Source organism: Paracidovorax anthurii, from assembly GCF_003269065.1.
Taxonomy (GTDB): domain Bacteria; phylum Pseudomonadota; class Gammaproteobacteria; order Burkholderiales; family Burkholderiaceae_C; genus Paracidovorax; species Paracidovorax anthurii.
This window is the reverse complement of the sequence record NZ_QLTA01000002.1, coordinates 124,863-142,010: the sequence shown is the minus strand read 5'-3', so window position 1 is coordinate 142,010 and position 17,148 is coordinate 124,863. Positions and strand designations below refer to the sequence as shown.

The 17,148-nt window shown below is 73.0% G+C and carries 14 protein-coding genes; 6 read left to right on the top strand and 8 right to left on the bottom strand.

The genetic code is table 11. The features are described from left to right. Positions 1-408: 408 nt before the first annotated feature. Both AX018_RS01740 and AX018_RS01735 read left to right on the top strand, forming a co-directional pair. Positions 409-2,055, top strand: a complete 1,647-nt coding sequence (locus AX018_RS01740) for a DUF1800 domain-containing protein (RefSeq protein ID WP_111875593.1) — start codon at positions 409-411, stop codon at positions 2,053-2,055. Between the two features lie 17 nt (positions 2,056-2,072). Continuing rightward, complete coding sequence (locus AX018_RS01735; protein ID WP_111875592.1) at positions 2,073-3,335, top strand: DUF1501 domain-containing protein; 1,263 nt, start codon at positions 2,073-2,075, stop codon at positions 3,333-3,335. A 19-nt stretch (positions 3,336-3,354) separates the two neighbouring features. Here the strand turns inward: AX018_RS01735 and AX018_RS01730 are convergent, their stop codons facing one another. From AX018_RS01730 to AX018_RS01715, 4 genes are all read right to left on the bottom strand, one after another. Beyond that, positions 3,355-4,254, bottom strand: coding sequence for a LysR substrate-binding domain-containing protein (locus AX018_RS01730; protein WP_111875591.1), 900 nt, complete (start codon positions 4,252-4,254; stop codon positions 3,355-3,357). A 62-nt stretch (positions 4,255-4,316) separates the two neighbouring features. Continuing rightward, positions 4,317-5,120 carry a type 1 glutamine amidotransferase domain-containing protein gene (locus AX018_RS01725; protein ID WP_111875590.1) on the bottom strand — a complete coding sequence of 268 codons (804 nt, stop codon included), beginning with the start codon at positions 5,118-5,120 and terminating at the stop codon, positions 4,317-4,319. Between the two features lie 268 nt (positions 5,121-5,388). After that, complete coding sequence (locus AX018_RS01720; protein WP_146749198.1) at positions 5,389-7,998, bottom strand: hypothetical protein; 2,610 nt, start codon at positions 7,996-7,998, stop codon at positions 5,389-5,391. Between the two features lie 342 nt (positions 7,999-8,340). After that, positions 8,341-9,303 carry a DHH family phosphoesterase gene (locus tag AX018_RS01715; protein ID WP_111875588.1) on the bottom strand — a complete coding sequence of 321 codons (963 nt, stop codon included), beginning with the start codon at positions 9,301-9,303 and terminating at the stop codon, positions 8,341-8,343. A gap of 109 nt (positions 9,304-9,412) precedes the next feature. Between AX018_RS01715 and AX018_RS01710 the strand changes: the two genes are divergently transcribed. After that, positions 9,413-10,063, top strand: a complete 651-nt coding sequence (locus tag AX018_RS01710) for a glycine zipper family protein (protein ID WP_245951389.1) — start codon at positions 9,413-9,415, stop codon at positions 10,061-10,063. Positions 10,064-10,112: 49 nt separating this feature from the next. Next, positions 10,113-10,949, top strand: coding sequence for a pseudouridine synthase (locus tag AX018_RS01705; protein WP_111875587.1), 837 nt, complete (start codon positions 10,113-10,115; stop codon positions 10,947-10,949). On the opposite strand, the gene AX018_RS01700 is transcribed toward AX018_RS01705, so the two are convergent. The 3 genes from AX018_RS01700 to AX018_RS01690 all read right to left on the bottom strand — a co-directional run bounded on the left by AX018_RS01700 (position 10,921) and on the right by AX018_RS01690 (position 15,004). Continuing rightward, on the bottom strand, positions 10,921-13,434 hold the full coding sequence (locus AX018_RS01700) for a TonB-dependent receptor (RefSeq protein WP_111875586.1): 2,514 nt from the start codon (positions 13,432-13,434) through the stop codon (positions 10,921-10,923). The genes AX018_RS01705 and AX018_RS01700 overlap by 29 nt on opposite strands. A 92-nt stretch (positions 13,435-13,526) precedes the next feature. Continuing rightward, entirely contained in the window at positions 13,527-14,507 is a 981-nt protein-coding gene (locus AX018_RS01695; protein ID WP_146749197.1) for a FecR family protein, read from the bottom strand. Further along, positions 14,504-15,004, bottom strand: coding sequence for a sigma-70 family RNA polymerase sigma factor (locus AX018_RS01690; protein WP_111875584.1), 501 nt, complete (start codon positions 15,002-15,004; stop codon positions 14,504-14,506). The genes AX018_RS01695 and AX018_RS01690 overlap by 4 nt, the downstream gene beginning before the upstream one ends. Positions 15,005-15,261: 257 nt before the next feature. On the opposite strand from AX018_RS01690, the gene AX018_RS01685 reads away from it, so the two are divergent. Then, the gene (locus AX018_RS01685; RefSeq protein ID WP_245951388.1) at positions 15,262-15,801 is read left to right on the top strand and encodes an MgtC/SapB family protein; all 540 of its coding nucleotides are present in this window, start codon (positions 15,262-15,264) and stop codon (positions 15,799-15,801) included. A gap of 34 nt (positions 15,802-15,835) precedes the next feature. Here AX018_RS01685 and soxR read toward each other — a convergent pair whose 3' ends face one another. Beyond that, the gene (gene soxR / locus AX018_RS01680) at positions 15,836-16,363 is read right to left on the bottom strand and encodes a redox-sensitive transcriptional activator SoxR (protein WP_111875583.1); all 528 of its coding nucleotides are present in this window, start codon (positions 16,361-16,363) and stop codon (positions 15,836-15,838) included. Positions 16,364-16,680: 317 nt separating this feature from the next. On the opposite strand from soxR, the gene AX018_RS01675 reads away from it, so the two are divergent. Then, positions 16,681-17,148 (top strand): RidA family protein, encoded by a 468-nt coding sequence (locus AX018_RS01675; RefSeq protein WP_111875582.1) that lies wholly within the window; start codon positions 16,681-16,683, stop codon positions 17,146-17,148.

Genomic DNA, 17,148 nt, shown 5'->3' with positions numbered 1-17,148 from the left:
CCGCTGTTTACGAGACTACCCAGAATAATTGAATCAGCGCCTGTTCTGGTGTCTGTCCGGATTTTTTTGGAAGACCACGAAGGCTATGCGCTCCAGCCTCAATGCTGGCAGCGTTCCTTCCTCGGTTTACAGCTTTTGACTTTGCATCAGCATGCTTGCGTTCTGACATCGCGATCCCTTGCCGGTACGGCAGATGCACCGCAATTCTCAGGCCAATTGATTGCGGTTACACCCGCTGAAAAAGCGCAACATATGCGGGATTCCCGCCGACATGAAGCCATTTTTCCTGGTGGACAACCTGCACGATGCGATACATCTGTGTCGGCTGGGTAAAACCCCTGCCGCCCCCTTGCGGCGCGCCCCGGCGCGTCGCACCATGCACGGCACAGCCACTCTTCCTCCAACACCATGCTGTCCCTTCTGCGCGCCCCCTCCCGCGCGGCCGTGCCGCACGGCCACGAAGACCCGATGCCTTCCCCGCCCCCCATCGGCCGACGGCAATGGCTCGCCACCGCCGCGCTGGGCCTGTGGGGCGCGGCGGGGCTCACGCTGGCGGCCCCGCCCGGCGCCGAGAGCGATCTGGAGGCGGCGGTCCCGGGCCTGGACACCGCCAGCAGCGTGCGCCTGCTGGACCGGCTGACCTGGGGCGCCGATGCCGCATCGCTGGGCACGCTGCAGCGCATCGGCCCGCGCGCCTACGTGGCCGGGCAGTTGCGGCCCGCGCCCCAGGCGCCGCTGCCGCCCGAGGCCCAGGCGCAGATCGACGCCATGGCCATCGCGCGCACGCCGATGGAAACCCTGGCCATCGACATGCAGGCCCGCCAGCAGGCCATCAAGAACGAAACCACCGAAGAGGCCCGCAAGGCCGCGCAGGAGGCCTACCAGCGCGATATGCGCGCGCTGCTGCGCGAGGCCGAGCGCCGCTTCGTGCTGCGCGCCGTGTACTCGCCCGCCCAGCTGCAGGAGAAGATGACCTGGTTCTGGATGAACCACTTCAGCGTCTTCGCCGGCAAGGCCGATCTCCGCGCGATGGTGGGCGACTACGAGGACCGCGCCATCCGCCCGCACGCGCTGGGGCGCTTCCGCGACCTGCTGGGCGCCACCGTGCGCCACCCGGCCATGCTGCGCTACCTCGACAACGCGCAGAACGCCGCGGGCCGCATCAACGAGAACTACGCGCGCGAACTGATGGAGCTGCACACGCTGGGCGTGGACGGCGGCTACACGCAGCGCGACGTGCAGGAGCTGGCGCGCGTGCTCACCGGCCACGGCGTGTCGCTGCGCCCACTGGACGAGGCGCCCCCGAGGCTCAGGCCCGAATGGGCGCGCCACTATGTGCGCCAGGGCCTCTACGAGTTCCACCCGCAGCGCCACGACTGGCAGCCGAAGGAGCTGCTGGGCCAGCCCCTGCAGGGCCAGGGCATGGCCGAGCTGGACGAGGCGCTGGACCGCCTCGCGCGCGCGCCGGCCACGGCGCGCTTCGTGTCGCGCAAGCTCGCGCGCTACCTCGTGGGCGACGCGCCGCCGCCCGCGCTGGAGCAGGCCCTGGCCGAGAGCTTCATGCGCAGCGACGGCCACATCGGCGCCGTGCTGCAGACCCTCATCGCCAGCGAGGCGTTCCAGGCCTCGCTCGGCACGCGGCTGCGCGATCCCGTGCAGTACGTGATGGCCGGCCTGCGCCTGGGCTACTCCGAGCGCGTGCTCACCAACCCCGACCCGGCCCTCTCGTGGATGCAGCGCCTCGCGCAGCCGCTCTACGGCCGCGCCACGCCCGACGGCTATCCGCTGGACGCCGCCGCCTGGACCAGCTCGGGCCAGATGGCCGTGCGCTTCGAGATCGCGCGGGCCCTGGGCGGCGCCGGCACCGGCGCGCTCTACCGCGCCGAGGGGGGGCCGCCGCCGAGGGTGCCGCCCCCGGCCATCGCGCAGAGCGCCGCCTTCCGCGCGCTGGAGCCGCAGCTCGCGCCGTCCACGCGGGTGGCGCTGGCGCGCGCGGCCTCGCCGGCGGAATGGAACACCTTCCTGCTCTCGGCGCCCGAATTCATGTACGCCTGAGAAAGAAAGGCCCCGCCATGACGCACCCCGCCTCCCCCCGCCCGCCCGCCCCCGCCTTCGCGCCCACGCGCCGGCACTGCCTGCAGGCGCTGGCCGCCCTCGCCGCGCCCGGCGTGCTGCAGGCCAGCCTGGCCGCCACGCCGCGCGGCACGGCCGACGCGCGCTTCCTGCTCGTCTTCCTGCGCGGCGGCTACGACTGCGCGAGCCTGCTGGTGCCCGTCGCAAGCGACTACTACTACGAAACCCGCCCCAACATCGCCATCGCCCGCCCCGGCGGCGACGGCGGCGCCCTGCCCCTCACCACCGACTGGGGCCTGCACCCGGCCCTCGCCGGGTCGCTGCAGCCCCTCTACGCGAAGAAGCAGGTGGCCTTCGTGCCCTTCTCAGGCACCGAAGACCTCACGCGCAGCCACTTCGACACGCAGGACAGCATCGAGCTCGGCCAGCCCGTGGGCGGGCGGCGCGACTACCGCTCGGGCTTCCTGAACCGGCTGGCCACCGAACTCGGCGCCCAGCCGCGCTGGCACGAGCAGCTCTCGCCCATGGCCTTCACCGACACCCTGCCCCTGGTGCTGCGCGGCGGCTACGACGTGCCCAACACCGCGCTGGCCGCCGCCGGCGCGGCCAAACCCGGCATCGACGAGCGGCAGGCCGGCCTGATCGCCGCCATGTACCAGGGCACGCCGCTCGCGGGCGCCGTGAGCGAGGGCTTCCAGACGCGCGAAGAGGTGGCCCGCACGATGCAGGGCGAGATGGACGCGGCCAGCCGCAACGCCCTCAGCACCAAGGGCTTCGAGGGCACGGCGCGGCGCATGGCGCGCCTCATGCAGTCGCGCTACGACCTCGGCTTCGTCGATGTCGGCGGCTGGGACACGCACGTGGGCCAGGGCAACGCCACGGGCGCGCTCGCCAACCGCTTCGAGGAACTGGGCCGGGGCCTGGCGGCCTTCGCCGACGAGATGGGCCCGGCCTGGGATCGCACCACGGTGGTGGTCATCAGCGAATTCGGCCGCACTTTCCGCGAGAACGGCAACCGCGGCACCGACCACGGCCACGGCAGCGTAATGTGGGTGCTGGGCGGCGGCATCGCCGGGGGCCGCATCGCGGGCGAGCAGCAGGCGCTCACGGCCACCACGCTGTTCCAGAACCGCGACTACCCGGTGCTCAACGACTACCGCGCCGTGCTGGGCGGGCTCTTCGGGCGCATGTACGGGCTGAACGGCGCGGCGCTGGCGCGGGTGTTTCCGGGGGCGAAGGCGAAAGATCTGCGGCTGGCCTGAACCCGCGCCCCGCCGGGCATCAGCCCGGCGGCCGCTGCGCGCGGCGGAACGCCTCGGCTTCGTCCATCAGCCACGCCGCCAGCGAACGCGCGGCGGCGTTGCGCGCGGCCCGCTTCGACTGCAGCAGGTGGTAGCCCGCCGCCAGCGGCATCCGCACGGGCCAGGCCTCCAGCAGGCGCCCTTCACGCACGTCGTTCTCGATCAGGACCGCATGGCCCACGGCGATCCCGACGCCCGCCACGGCGGCCGCCAGCGTGGCCTCGGTGTCCGGCAGTTTCATGTGCCTGTCGCTGGCGATGCGCTCCGCGCCCTGCGCGGCCAGCCACTGGTGCCATTTGCTGCTGCGCAGGGAGTCGTGCAGCCAGCAGAACCGTGCGAGGTCGTCGATCCGCTCCAGCCCGCGTCCGCCCAGGAGCCGCGGCGAGGCCACGGGAACGAGGCTGTCGTGCATCAGCAGCTTCGCGCCGGGCCATGCGCCGTCTCCGTAGTGGATCGCAATATCGAAGCGCTCCCGGTGGAAGTCCGCATCCCAGATCGAGGTCGCCAGCTCGATCTCGACGTCGATGTGCGCCGCCTGCAGCTTCGTGCACCGCGGTAGGAGCCAGCGGGCCGCCAGCGCGGGCATGGCCAGGATCTTGACCGTGGGCCGCCCGACCGACCGCGACACGCGCGCGGCACCCTGGTCCAGCTCGTCGAGCACCCGCTGCACCGTTTCGAGGTAGGCCTCGCCGGCCGGCGTGAGCTGCACGCGGCGGTGGCCCCGCAGCACGAGCGTCTGCTGCAGATGCGCTTCCAGCGCGGCGATGTGCCGGCTGACCGCGGACTGCGCCTGGCCCAGGTCGCGGGCGGTGGCCGTGAAGCTGCCGCAGCGCGCCAGCGCGCGGAATGTCCGCAGTGCGGAGAGGGGTAGGTCACTCATATGCCATGCGCGATGCAGCAGGGTACGGGCAGGCGGCTTGCCGCCCCGCCCGGAGGCGCACGCTACAGCGACCGCGCATCGAGCAGGGCAACCACCGCCTCGCCGAAGGGTTTGGCCGATGCGGGATTCTGGCCCGTGATCAATCGCCCATCCACCACCACGCGGCTCTGGAACACGCCGGCTTCCTCGAAAACGGCGTTCCCCACCTTCAGGGCCGACTCCAGCTCGAAGGGAACGAGCTTGTCGTACTGCCGGGAAACCTCTTCCTCGTTGGTGAACGCGGTCAGCCGCCGGCCCGCGATCAGGGAGCGGCCATCGGACAGCTTCAGGTCCAGCAGGCCCGCGGGCCCGTGGCATACGGCCCCCACCACCCCGCCCCGCTCGTAGACCGTGCGAACGATCGCATGCAGCTGGCCGTTCTTCACGAAATCCCACATCGGGCCATGCCCGCCCACGAGCATCACGGCGGCGTAGCGCGAGGCATCGACACGCGACAACGGAATGCTGTTCGCCAGCCGGTCGCGCTGCTCCGGCTGGACCCAGAACCAGCGGTTGCCCTCGTCCTTGAGGTCGAAGCCGTCGAAGGGCGGCATGCCCCCGCGCGGGCTGGCGATGTCGTAGGCATAGCCGGCCTCCGACAGCACCTTGGCGGGATGGGTGAGCTCCGGGAACCAGAACCCCGCCACCAGGTCCTGGCCCTTCCTGTCATGGCTCGACACCACGATCAGGACCCGCCGCTCCGCGCCGGAAGAGGCCGTCATTTTGCCGTTGGGGGGACTGGCCGTGGCAGCACGGCCTGGCACGGCCGCGGCCGCCAGTGCAGCGGCTGCCGCCTGGATCGCCGCGCGCCGATTGAATCGTTTCATGTTCAGTTCCTTCCATGGGGGTCCAGCAAGAGGGCGAAGGTGCGGCACCCGAAAGCGCCCGGCACCGCGAACCGCCCCCGTCACCCCCGTGATTGGAAGCCACCGAACCGCCCCCAAGGGTGCGCCATCGGGAAGGCATGCGATCCGTTTTACGGATGGCAGGGGCATCTCTTTCCCGGTGGAATGGCACGGCCCGCCCGGGGCTGAACGCGGGCTGCGGGGAGGCTACGGCGATGCGGAGGGCGAGCTGACCGATCCCCCATGCCCCTCAGCCATCGATGTCCGAATCGCTGTCGGAGTCGTGCTTGAAGGTCAGCCGCCCGCCACGGGCCATGGTGACGGACGTACCCCGCCGCTCGCGCACATTGCGCTCGATGTCCTCCTTGCCCGTCACCCCGGGGCGCGAGGCCTTCGACATGAAGAACGGGCCGCGCGGCCGCTCCGGACCGGCGTCGAGCTCGTCGGCGCAGTTGCCGCAAGGGCGCATGGTTCCTGCCAGGCGGTCGAGTTCGAGCGGTGCATCGAACGCGTCGCGCACGTAGTCCTTGATGCGCCGCTCCGCGTGCAGGAAAGGCGTGGGGCCGGAGTCATAGTCGTGCCGCGGCACCCGGAAGCGCCCCGCGGCGATCGCCTCCAGCACGGCCGTCGATGCCTCCGTCGGATGCGGATCCACACCCTCCATGCGGGACGCCAGCTTCGCCAGGTGGCGCTGTTCACGGGGCGCATGCTTGGACAAGGGCTGCGCGGGCGCTTTCTCGGCCAGCAATGCCTGCAGGCGGCCCCCCATCAGGAACGCCTCCAGATCGGCATTGACCTTGGTCGAATTCGACGACACCACGACCACGCCCTTGTTCTTGCCCTCGCTTTCACGCGGCTCGAAATAGCACTGGACTTCGAGCCCCCCCGGAAACTCCTGCTTCAACACCGTGCTGAGCCAGCGCAGCGGCTGGCGCTGGCGATCGGGCTCGAAGCTGCGCGGGGGCCGCACCAGCGAGGCGTTCTCGTTTCTGTAGATGCGCTTCAGCATGTCGCCCGATCCCACCGAGGGCTGCTCGGTGCGATGGTCCACGATGATCGTGCGGTCCGGCACCCGGGCCACGGAGCGCCCGCGGGGGCGCGGCTGCGGGGCGTCGTCCTCGTCCTGCTCGGTGAGTGCGATGCCGGTCGGAATGTCGTCGATCTCCTGCGAGCCCCCGGCGCCAGGCTCCGCCACTGTCACCGCCGGCTGCGGCTGGCCGGTGCCGGCGCGGGGCCCGTCGGCTCGCGAAGCCACGACGGCCGACGGCTGCAATTTGCTGACGGAATAGCCTTTCAGCAGCATGGTCTTCATGGGGCCGCCCGCCGCAGCGGGCGCGGCCTCGCTCCCCTCCAGCCGCCGAGACAGGCGGTCGAGCAGTTGCGGCAAGCGGGCCGAGGATGCGCTGTCCATGCCGTCGAAATGCCCTTCGATGCTGCGCGCATCGCGCACGGCGCCCCGCCCATCCAGCAAGATGCGCACGGTCGGCTTCGATGCCCCGATCAGGTTCGCCGCCGTGTCCATGTCCATGCCCGGGTTGTCCCGCAGGAGCTTCGCGACATCGGCGATCTGGTCCAGATGCGCCTCCGCCCTGCCCAGGAACGCCGACACCGACATGCGCGCCTGCACGGCCTCGCCAGAGGGCAGCAGCACCTGCGCTGGTGGCTCGCGCAGCGAGGCGGCCACGTCCCCCCGGCCCATGCGCTGCAGCGAGCCGCGGATGGATTCGAAGTGCGTGGCATAGTCGGCCAGGGCCGCGATCCGGTCGAAGTCGAAGTGCGCTCCGTCGCTGCCGATGTATTCCACCAGCGACATGCCGCTCACCCCGAGCTGCGACGCGAACACGCGGGGCAGGCGCGAGCGGTCCTCGGCGATCCATTCCAGCGCGCGCGCAATGACACTGGCCTGCATGTCCTTCTTGCGCTGCGCGACCTTGGGCAAATCATCGGCCGTCTTGTGGTGGCCCAGCGCCCTCAGCAGCTCCTTGATCTCCTCCTGCCAATCGTCGTATTTGGGGAGCCGCGACACGATACCCAGGGACTTGTTCAGGCTGCCATCCGCGAGCATCCAACTGCTCAGCGTCAGCCTGGAGGACATGCCCACCTCCTCATGCAAGGGCTTGGCCAGGCTCGGATCGTTGCGCTTCGTCCTGCCCTCGGCCTTGGCCTGCCTGCGCTCCAGCGTCAGCCGCAGCGCGGAGGCCAGCTTTTCGGCATCGAAGAAGTCCAGGACCTTCTCCGCGGGCTCGGGCAGGCTTTCGTCCGGCCCCAGGATCTTGAGCTGCTTCAGCAACGGCTCGATCCGGTGCTGGTAATCCGCGTAGTCGGGCATCTTGGAGAGCCGCTCCGCCAGGCGCTCCTTCTTCCAGGTCGTCGCCCGCGCCCAGCGCTGCATCGAGGCATTGCTGACGTGCTTCCCGCTCTCGATCCGCTGGACCAGCGAATCATGGACCCCCTGTGCGGTGAGCGTCTTGCGCTCGTGGCTGGCGCCGCCTTCGGCAGCGGGTCCCTCCTGCGGGAGAGGGTGGCCCAGCTTGCGCAGCGATGCCTCGATCGAGGCCTTGTGCTGATCGTAGTCCGCGAACTTCGTCACCACTTGCGGGTCCCTCAGCGCGCCATGGGCGTCGATGTACTTCGACACGTTCTTGTACGTGGACCCGCCCTGGCCCATCACGATCGACCTCAGGCTGCGGTTTTCCCGGTCTGCAGCCTTCAATCCGATGATGTGCGCGATCTCAGCGGCCGAAATCTTGACGTGGTCGCCCCGCGCAGGGGCCTCGGTTTTCGCCCTGGCGATCCCGGCGGGCACCACGGCGCTGTCGGCATGGGGACGCTTGCCCAGCACCTTCGCCCGGGGCGCCATGCTCGATTCCGCCGCGCGTTGCTCCCGCGCCCGGCCCGCAAGGCCCGGCACGGTGCCGGCCGATGCCGATGCCACGGCTCCCGGGCCCGCCGTCGCAGGGCGGTATTCACGCAGGGGCACCGCCGCAATGGCCTGCAGGGGCCGACCCGGCCGATCGCCGACGCCTTTCATCGCGCGCGCCCCCGAATGTGGACTGAACGGCCCGCGGCCGGCGTGGCCCCGGATGCCAGGAACATGGGGGAGTCGGCGGGATGGATCATCCCCTGCATGCTGCCCGCGCGCGCCGCTCCCGCCCGCACGGGCGCGAAGCGATCGCGGGAGACGCGAAGCCCGCGTCCGAGCCTACACGCCGCCCGATCCGAACACGCCGCCCAGCAGCTCCGGCAGCCGCTCCGCCCCCATCCGGAACCCGCACGCCTGCGCATGCCCGCCGCCGCCCATGCGCGTGGCGAGCACCGAGCAGTCGTAGCCGCGCTGCGAGCGCAGGCCCACCTTCACCTGCCCGTCCTTGCCCACGGTCCACATCAGCGCGAAGGTGCCGCTCTTTTGCGACAGCATCTCGCCCACGAGGCTGTGGAAGGCCCCCGGCGCGTTGACCATCAGGCCCTGCTCGCCGTCAAAAGCGAGCGGCTGCGCGCCGCCGGCCACGTCGGCGGCGAGGTGGCGGAACTTCTCGTCCATGGCCTGCCCGCGCGCGACGAAGGCCTGCGTCTCTTGCGGGGTGAAGCCCGCGATGGCGTCCCAGCGCGCGAAGTCGAAGGGTTCCATGTCGAGCGCGGCGACGTAGCCGGCCGTCTCGGGGTATTTCCAGGCCCACAGGTCGCGGTCCTCGATGAAGCGCACGAGGTCGGGCAGGGGCGATTCCGGGTGGAAGAAGTCCCAGGCGAGGCGGGCGCCGGACTTGTCCATGTCGAAATGCACCACGCCGCAGCGGCACGCGAAGCCGGTGAGTTGCTCGGCAGCGCTCTTGTGGTGGTCCAGCATCACCAGGCGCGCGGCGCGGTCGTCGATGGCGCGCAGCAGCTCCGGCGGGAACGAGAAATCGAGCACATAGACGGAGCGGCCCTCCAGCGCGGGCAGGTCGTCCACCGTCTGCGCCTGCCCGTGGGCCAGGCCCACGCATTCCACCTGGCCGCCGTAGTAGCGCCACGCGGCCAGCGCCGCGCCGAAGCCGTCGGCGCAGCGGCCGTGGTAGAGCACCAGCGGGGACGGGTCATCGGGCGAAGGCGCCACCAGCAATTGCCGGGGCAGGAGGGTCCGCGAGGACGGAGCGGGGGCGGGCGGGGCGGGATTCGTCGTGGTCATAGGTGCGCGATTGTCGGCCACCCGCGCCGCCGCCGGGGCTGGCGCGCGGCCCGCATGCGCGGAACAATGGTGGCCTGCGCCCCGCCCGCCCCCCTCCGGGAGACCCGCCATGCCCCTGCCGCCCCACCCTCCCCATGCCCCGCGCCGTCCACCGGCCCTGCTACCCGCGGCCACCCTGGCGCTCGTGCTCGCGGGCTGCGCCACCGCGCCGCCCGGCCCCGGCCCCGGCCCCGGCCCGGAGCCGGGCGAGCAGGCCCGCCACGCGGCCGACCTGGCCGAATGCCAGCGCTATGCGCAGCAGATCGGCGTGGCCACCGAGACGCTGGACGGCATGCTCGCGGGCGCGCTGGTGCTGGCCTCGCTGGCCTGGTCGGGGGGCGGCAGCCGCGACACGGTGCGCGACTGGGCCGTGGCCGGCGGCGCGCTGGGCGCCACGCAGGGCCTGCGGCCGCTGGAGCGCCGGCGGCGCGCGGTGGAAAGCTGCATGCAGGCGCGCGGCCACGCCACCGGCCCCTACCCCGTGGCCATGCCCCTGCCCCAGGAGCCCGCGCCCGCCGCCCCGGTGCCGCTGCCCTCGATCGCCTCGGGCGTGGACGGCTTCAACGCCGGGCGGCTGGCGCGCGCGCAGTCGTGCAGCGCCCAGCCCGTGGCCGCGCTGGCGGCCAAGGGGCCGGGCTTCGAGACCTACACCGTGGCCTGCGAGAACGGCGACGCACTGGCCATCCGCTGCGAATTCGGCAACTGCCGCGTGTTGCGCTGACCGTTCCGGCCGGGCACGCCGCGCCGGCAGCCGGTATGCTGCGCGCCCCATGACCCCGCCGCCCGACGCCCGCCACCCGCCCCTTTCCATCCTCTGGCGCGACGACCACCTCGTGGCCGTGTACAAGCCCGCCGGCTGGCTCGTGCACCGCACGGGGCTGGACGCGGGCGAGACACGCTTCGTGATGCAGGCCCTGCGCGACCAGCTCGGCCGGCACGTGTACCCCGTGCACCGGCTGGACAAGGGCACCTGCGGCGTGCTGGTGATGGCGCTGCACCCGGAGGCCGCCCGCGCGCTCTCGCAGGCCTTCGAGCACCACGCGGTGGAAAAGCGCTACCTGGCGCTGGCGCGCGGCCACGCGCCGGCCGAGGCGCGGGTGGACCACGCCCTGCGCCCCGACGACGCGCCGCCGGACGCCCCCGCCCAGCCCGCGCGCACGGCGCTGCGCTGCCTCGCGCGGCTGGAGCTGCCCGAGCCCAGCGACGCGCGCTTTCCCACCACGCGCGCCTCGCTGGTGGAGGCGCGGCCCGAGACCGGCCGCCGCCACCAGATCCGCCGCCACCTCAAGCACCTCGCCCACCCCATCCTGGGCGACGCCACGCACGGCAAGGGGCCGCTCAACCGCTGGTGGGCCCGGCGGCTGGGGCTGCAGCGGCTCTGGCTGCATGCGTGGCGGCTGACCCTGCCGCATCCGGTGTCGGGACAGCGGCTGGTGCTGGAGAGCGGGCTGCGCCACCCCCTTCTGGGCGTGGACGGCAGCGGCCCCCGGCCCTGCACCGGGCCCGGCGCCATCGCCGATCTGGCCGACTGGCAGGCCCGGGTGCTGGCGCTGGACTGGACGCCCTGCGCCGCCGCGGCTACCAGCGGTGGGTGTAGCTTGCCGTGAGCACCGCGGCCGGCAGGCGGCTGTTGTTGCTGCCGCTGCGCATGAGCTGGCTGTAGAGCGGCAGGTACTGGCGGTTGAAGAGGTTCTGCACCCCCACGGTGACGCTGTTCCTGGGGTCGATGCGGTAGCGGCCCACCACGTCCACCGTGTGGTAGCCGCGCACGTCGGCGCGGGCGAACTGCGTGCGGCCGTCGGCCAGGCGGTAGTCGCGCGAGCCGAACCAGGTGAGCTGCGCGCGCACGCTCCAGCGCTCGCCGGCCTGGTATTGCACGTAGCCGGTGAGCTTGAGCGGCGGGATGCGGTAGCCGGTCATGATTTGGTCCTGCAGCGCGCCCTGCGGCGTCTCGCGGCCCTGCATCCAGGTCAGCGTGCCGCCGGTGGACCAGGCATCGCCATAGACGTCCAGCGTGGCCTCCACGCCCCGGATGCGCTCGCGCGTGCGCAGCAGGCGCAGGCCGTTGTTGAAGGACTGGATGGCGCCCAGGTCGGAGCGCGAGTGGAACACCGCCAGCGTGCCCATGGCATCCCCCCAGCGGCCACGCCAGCCCAGCTCGTAGTTGTCGGTCTTGACCGGCTTCAGGTCGGAGGCGCCGATGTCGAAGCCCGCCCCGGCGTTGCGCAGTTGCAGCCCCACGTCCGGCAGGTCGAACCCCTGGCCGGCCGAGGCATAGACCTCGTGGCCGCGCACGGGCCGCCAGGAGACGCCGGCGTTGTAGAGCAGCGCGTCGTAGCGCACCGCACCGCCGCGCACCGTGGCGGGGTTGGCCAGGCGCGACTGCGACAACGGCTGGAAGTCGTCGAAGCTCGCCTGCGCGCGCTCGTAGCGCAGCCCGCCCTCGGCGGACCATTGCTCGCTGAAGCGGTGCTGCAACTGCCCGAAGGCGCCCAGGCTGCGCGTGGTGGTCCACGGCAGGTAGGTGAGCTGGCCCGTGCGGCGGAACACCAGGCCGTTGCTGGCGTCGTAGGCGGCCGGGTCGAACACGTCGATGGGCATGTTGCTGCGCTCGTGGATGAAGTCCGCGCCCCACACCACGCGCGTGTCGCGCCCGGCGCCCAGGGGCGTGTCGATGGTGAGCCGGCCGCCGAACACGCGGTTGTTCTGCATCACCTGGTCCACGTTGTTGCCCCGGTTGGTGTTGCTGCGCGAATCCGAGGGCGCGAAGCGCGTGAAATTGTCGCGGGCATAGACGGTGGCCGAGAGCGTGCCGCCGGCCAGGTCCTGGTGGTCGTAGCTCACGCTCAGCAGCGTGTTCTCGACCTGGTTCTGCTCGGCCAGCACCAGCCCCCGGATGGCGCGCGCATCGGCGCTGCCCAGGGGCGCGCGGTTCACGGCCGGGTCGCTGGCGTAGTCGGTGTCCTGCCGCGCGCGCAGGTGGCTCGCGGCGAACTGCAGGCGCTGCCGGGCGTCGATGCGCACGCCCAGCTTGCCGCCCAGGCTGTAGGTGTCGGAATCGAACAGGTCGCCCTGGCTCGCGTCGGGCGCGATGCGGTCGCCGTGGCCGTCGTAGGCGCCGCCGGTGCGGCGCCCGGAGACGTCCACCTCGTAGTCGATCGACTCGCCCCGGCCCGAGAAGTAGTGCTGCACCTGTCCGCCCAGCCCCTCGCGGCCCGGGCGCGAAAGCGAGGCATCCATGCCCACGGTGGTCTGCGCCACCGGCTCGCCGCCCACGGGGCGCGTGGTCACCGAGATGATCCCGCCCGAGGCGCCGCTGCCGTAGATGGCATTGCTGCCCCGCAGCACCTCGACGCGTTCGATGCGGGCGGGCTCGATGTTGACCAGGTTGCGCGACGAGTCGCGGTTGATGTTGAGCGGAATGCCGTCCACCAGTACCAGCACGTTGCGCCCGCGCAGCGTCTGGCCGAAATCGGTGAGATTGCGGCTCGAATCCGACAGGCCCGGCACGGCCTTGGTGAGCAGCGCGCCCAGGCTGGGAGAGGTGGCGCGCAGGTCGTCCAGCTCCTGCTCCTCGATCACCGTGACCTGGCGCGTGGGCTGCATGAGTGTGCCCCCCACGCGCGGGGTCTGGACGACCACCGTGGGCAGGGCGGCCTCCGCCGGCACGGCGGCCGCCGCCCCTGGCGCGAGGGCCGGCGCAGGCACGGGCTGGGCCGGGGGCACGGCGGCGTCGGCCAGGGGCCGCACGCGCAGCGCGCCGCCGGGCACCTCGTCCACCGCCAGGCCCGACCCGGCCAGGGCCGCGCGCACGGCCTGCAGCGGCGTCAGCGTGCCGCGCACCGGCGGTGCCGCGCGGCCGGCCAGCAGCGCGGGATCGGCGGCGATGGTGCGGCCGCTGCCCTGGCCGATGCGCGTGAGCGTGGCGGCGAGCGGCCCCGCCGGGATGTCGAGCGCCACGGCGGCGGCCGGTGGCTCGGCGGCCCTCAGCGGCGGGGAAGGCAGCGCGCAGGCCAGCAAGGCGGCGCAGGCCAGCCCGCCCAGGCGGCCGGGCCGGGGGGAAGAAAGTGAAAGGCGCAGGGGGACGTGCATGGAAAAAGGCTCCTTGGTTTCCGGATCTCGAAGCCCTTGTGGAGCGGGCCCGCCCCGACCCCTCATGTTTTTTCGCGGACGAGGCGACCCGATCAGGCGGCGGCCCGGTCGATGGTCGCCAGCCAGGGGCCCAGCCGCCGCACCCGCACGGGCAGCGTGTGGGCCAGGGTCTGCAGCACCTCGTCCACGTCGAGCCGGAAGATGCCGAACACCCGCACCGCCGCCGCCTCGGGCGACACGCGGATCAGGCCGGCGTGGTAGGCCCGCAGGGCCTCCACCACCTCGCCCAGAGGCCAGTCGTCCACGGCCAGCATGCCCTCGCGCCAGGCCGCGCGGTCGGCGGCGCGGCCGGGAATGGCGCGCACGCCCCCGGCGGCCGAGAACCATGCGCCCTCGCCCGCGCGCAGCACCCTGGCGGGGCCGCCCCCGGGACGAATGCGCAGTTCACCCGCCAGCGCCACGGCCTCGGTGGCGTCCGGTAGGCAGCGGCACAGGAAGCGGCCGCCGCCGGAGACGGCCTCGCCATCGCGCGTGCGCACGGCCAGCGGATCGCCGCCGCGCGTGCCCGGGGTGGCGATCAGCGCCCCGGCGCGCAGCCGCAACCCGGGGGCAACGCCGCGGCCCTCCACGTCGGCGGCCGAGCGCGCATCCAGCAGCACGGCCGTGCCGTCGGCGAGCGTGAACTCCCGCCGCTGCCCGGTGCCGGTGCGCAGGTCGGCCGTCCAGTCGCGCACCGGCGCGAAGCGGTCGGCCACCAGCGCGGTGGCGGTGCCCGTGCCGGCCAGCGCCAGGGCGCCGCGCAGCACCCGCCGGCGCCGCGCCTGCGCTTGCGAGAGGGCCTGCAGCGCCGCCTGCGCCCGGCCCGCGCCGCCGGCGTCGGCCGCGCGCACCGTGGCCAGCGGGCCATCGAGCACGCCCGCCACCCGGGCCCAGGCGGCACGGTGGTGATCCGCCGTGGCCAGCCAGCGCTCGAACGCCTGGCGGTCGCGCTCGCCGAAGCGGCCCGACTCCTGCCGCACGCGCCAGTCCACCGCCGCGCGCAGCGCGCTCTCCTCGGCGCCGTCCGCGCTCATGGCGCGCAGCGCAGGCACTGCAGCAGCGCCCGCTTCATGTGCCGCTCGACGGTGGCCAGCGACACGCCCAGCCGGGCCGCGATCTCCGGGTAGCTCAGCCCGTCCAGCCGCGAGAGCAGGAACGCCGTGCGCACCGGCAGGGGCAGCGCGGCCAGCGCGCAGTCGATCTGCTGGATGGCATCCATGAGCTGCGCGTGTTCCTCCGGCGACAGGGCCAGCGCCTGCGGCACGTGGCGCAGGCTCTCCCGATATGCCTGCTCCAGGTCCTGCCGGCGCCAGAGCTGGAACAGCACCCGCTTGGCGATGGTGGTGAGGAAGGCGCGCGGATCGCGGATGGGCGTGCGCCCGCCGTCCTCGCCCAGTTGCACGAAGGTCTCGGAGGCCGCGTCCTCGGCATCGCAGCGGTTGGCCACGCGGCGCAGCAGCCGGCCGAAGAGCCAGGCATGGTGATCCCGGAAGATGGACTCCAGATCGTGCGGGATGGGAGCGGATGGCATCGTTGCGGCAGGCATTGGGAGGTCGGGCGGAAATCAGCCGGCCATTCTAAATAGGAATTGTTCTTGAATGCAGCGCATCCATCGGCCACGTCCTACGCCGTCTCGGGCACGGCGCCCCCGGGGCCCGGCGCGCGGCGCGGCGCACAGTCGCGGCACCGCGCGAGCTGACCGCGCGAGCGCAGCCCACCCATGCCACAGCCCCCCGCCCTCCGCATCGATCCACCTCCCCCGGCCCGCGGTGGCGCAGGCGGTGCGCCATGAGCGGGTGGTGGCAGGTGATCGCCGGCACCGTGGCGGGCGAATTCTCCGACCTGCCCGACCTAGAGCAGGCCACGCGCATCGTGGTGCGCCTGGGCATGGCGGGCCTGCTGGGCGGGCTGCTGGGCTGGGAGCGCGAGCACCAGGGCAAGGCGGCCGGGGTGCGCACGCACATGCTGGTGTCGATGGGCGCGGCGCTCTTCGTGCTGGTGGCCGAACAGGAAGGCATCGTGCCGGCAGACAACAGCCGCGTGCTGCAGGGCATCATCGCGGGCGTGGGCTTCCTGGGCGCGGGCACCATCCTCAAGAGCGACGGCGAGCACCAGATCCGCGGCCTCACCACCGCCGCGGGCATCTGGCTCACCGCCGCCATCGGCGTGGCGGCGGGGCTGGGGCGCGAGGCCACGGCGGTGCTGAGCACCGTGCTGGCGCTGGGCGTGCTGGCCGCCGTGCCGGCGGCCCAGCGCCTGCGGCGCGGCCCGGGCGCTGCGCCCCCCGGCCCGCGGACCGATGGCGGCGGCCCGCCGCGCCCGCCCTGATCCGGCCCCGGGCGATGGCACCCGCCAGCGCCCGTCAGCGCCTGCGCGCGGGCTTGTCCGCCGTGTTCTCTGCCGTGAAATGCGGGCCCGACCCCGTGGTGCCCAGCGTGTCCTCGGGGTTGCGCAGCGGGCAGGCCTTGAGCGAGAGGCAGCCGCAGCCGATGCAGCCGTCGAGCTGGTCGCGCAGCCGCACGAGGGTGGCGATGCGCTCGTCGAGTTCGCCGCGCCAGGCCGCCGACAGCCGGCGCCAGTCGGCCACCGTGGGCGTGCGGCCCTCGGGCAGGGCCTGCAGGGCCTGGGCGATGGTGGCCAGCGGCAGCCCCATGCGCTGCGCCACCTTGATCACCGCCACCCGCCGCAGCACCGAGCGCGGATAGCGCCGCTGGTTGCCGGCGCTGCGCACGCTGGCGATCAGGCCCTTGGCCTCGTAGAAATGCAGCGCGGACACCGCCAGGCCGCTGCGGGCCGCGACGTCGCCCACGGTCAGGTCGGGCGTGGGGGCGCGGGGCGCGCGCGCGGGCCGGGCGGCGGGTGCCGGGGCCAGGGTGATGCGTCGGGTCATGCGGTGTCTCGGAGCAGCAGGAAACAAGGAAAAAACGAGAGGCTTGACCTCAAGTCTAGTTGAGGTCCGATACTGCCCGTCACACGGCCGGGAACCCCGGCCGTGCCGTTCCGGGCGGCCCGCCGCCCGGCTTTCCCCAGGCCGGCCCGGCGCCGCGCCCCCATTTCCCGGACCACGACATGCTGCCCCTGGTGTCCCTGTGCGTCATGCACGCCTACGGTATCGCTCCTTTCCGCACCGGTGCGGAAGGCCCCGCATGCGTGGGAGGCCGTGGCCCGGGGCCGCGGCGCGCGGGCCGGCCTCCATCGCATCCTTCCATGACCCTCGACACCGTTTCGCCCGCCACCCCGTCCTCCACGCCCGCCCCCGCCCAGCCCTTCTCGCTGTCGTTCATCAACCCGCCCGGGCTCTACGACCCCGCGCCCAACGGCTATTCGCACGTCGCGGTGGTGCAAGGCCCCGCCCGCACCGTGTATGTGGCGGGCCAGGGCGGCGAGGACGCCTCCGGCCGGCTGGCCGAGGGCTTCGACGCCCAGGTGCGCCTGGCGCTGGCCAACCTGCGCACCGCGCTGGCCTCGGCCGGCGCCACCCCGCGCGACGTGGCGCGGCTCACCGTGCTGGTGGTGGACCACACCGAAGAGCGGCTGCGCACCTTCGGCGCGGCGCTGCGCGAGTGCTGGGGCGATGCGCCCACGCCCGCCTGCACGCTGATCCCCGTGCCCCGGCTGGCGCTCGACGGCATGCTGTTCGAGATCGACGCCACCGCCGTCCTGCCCGCAGCCTGA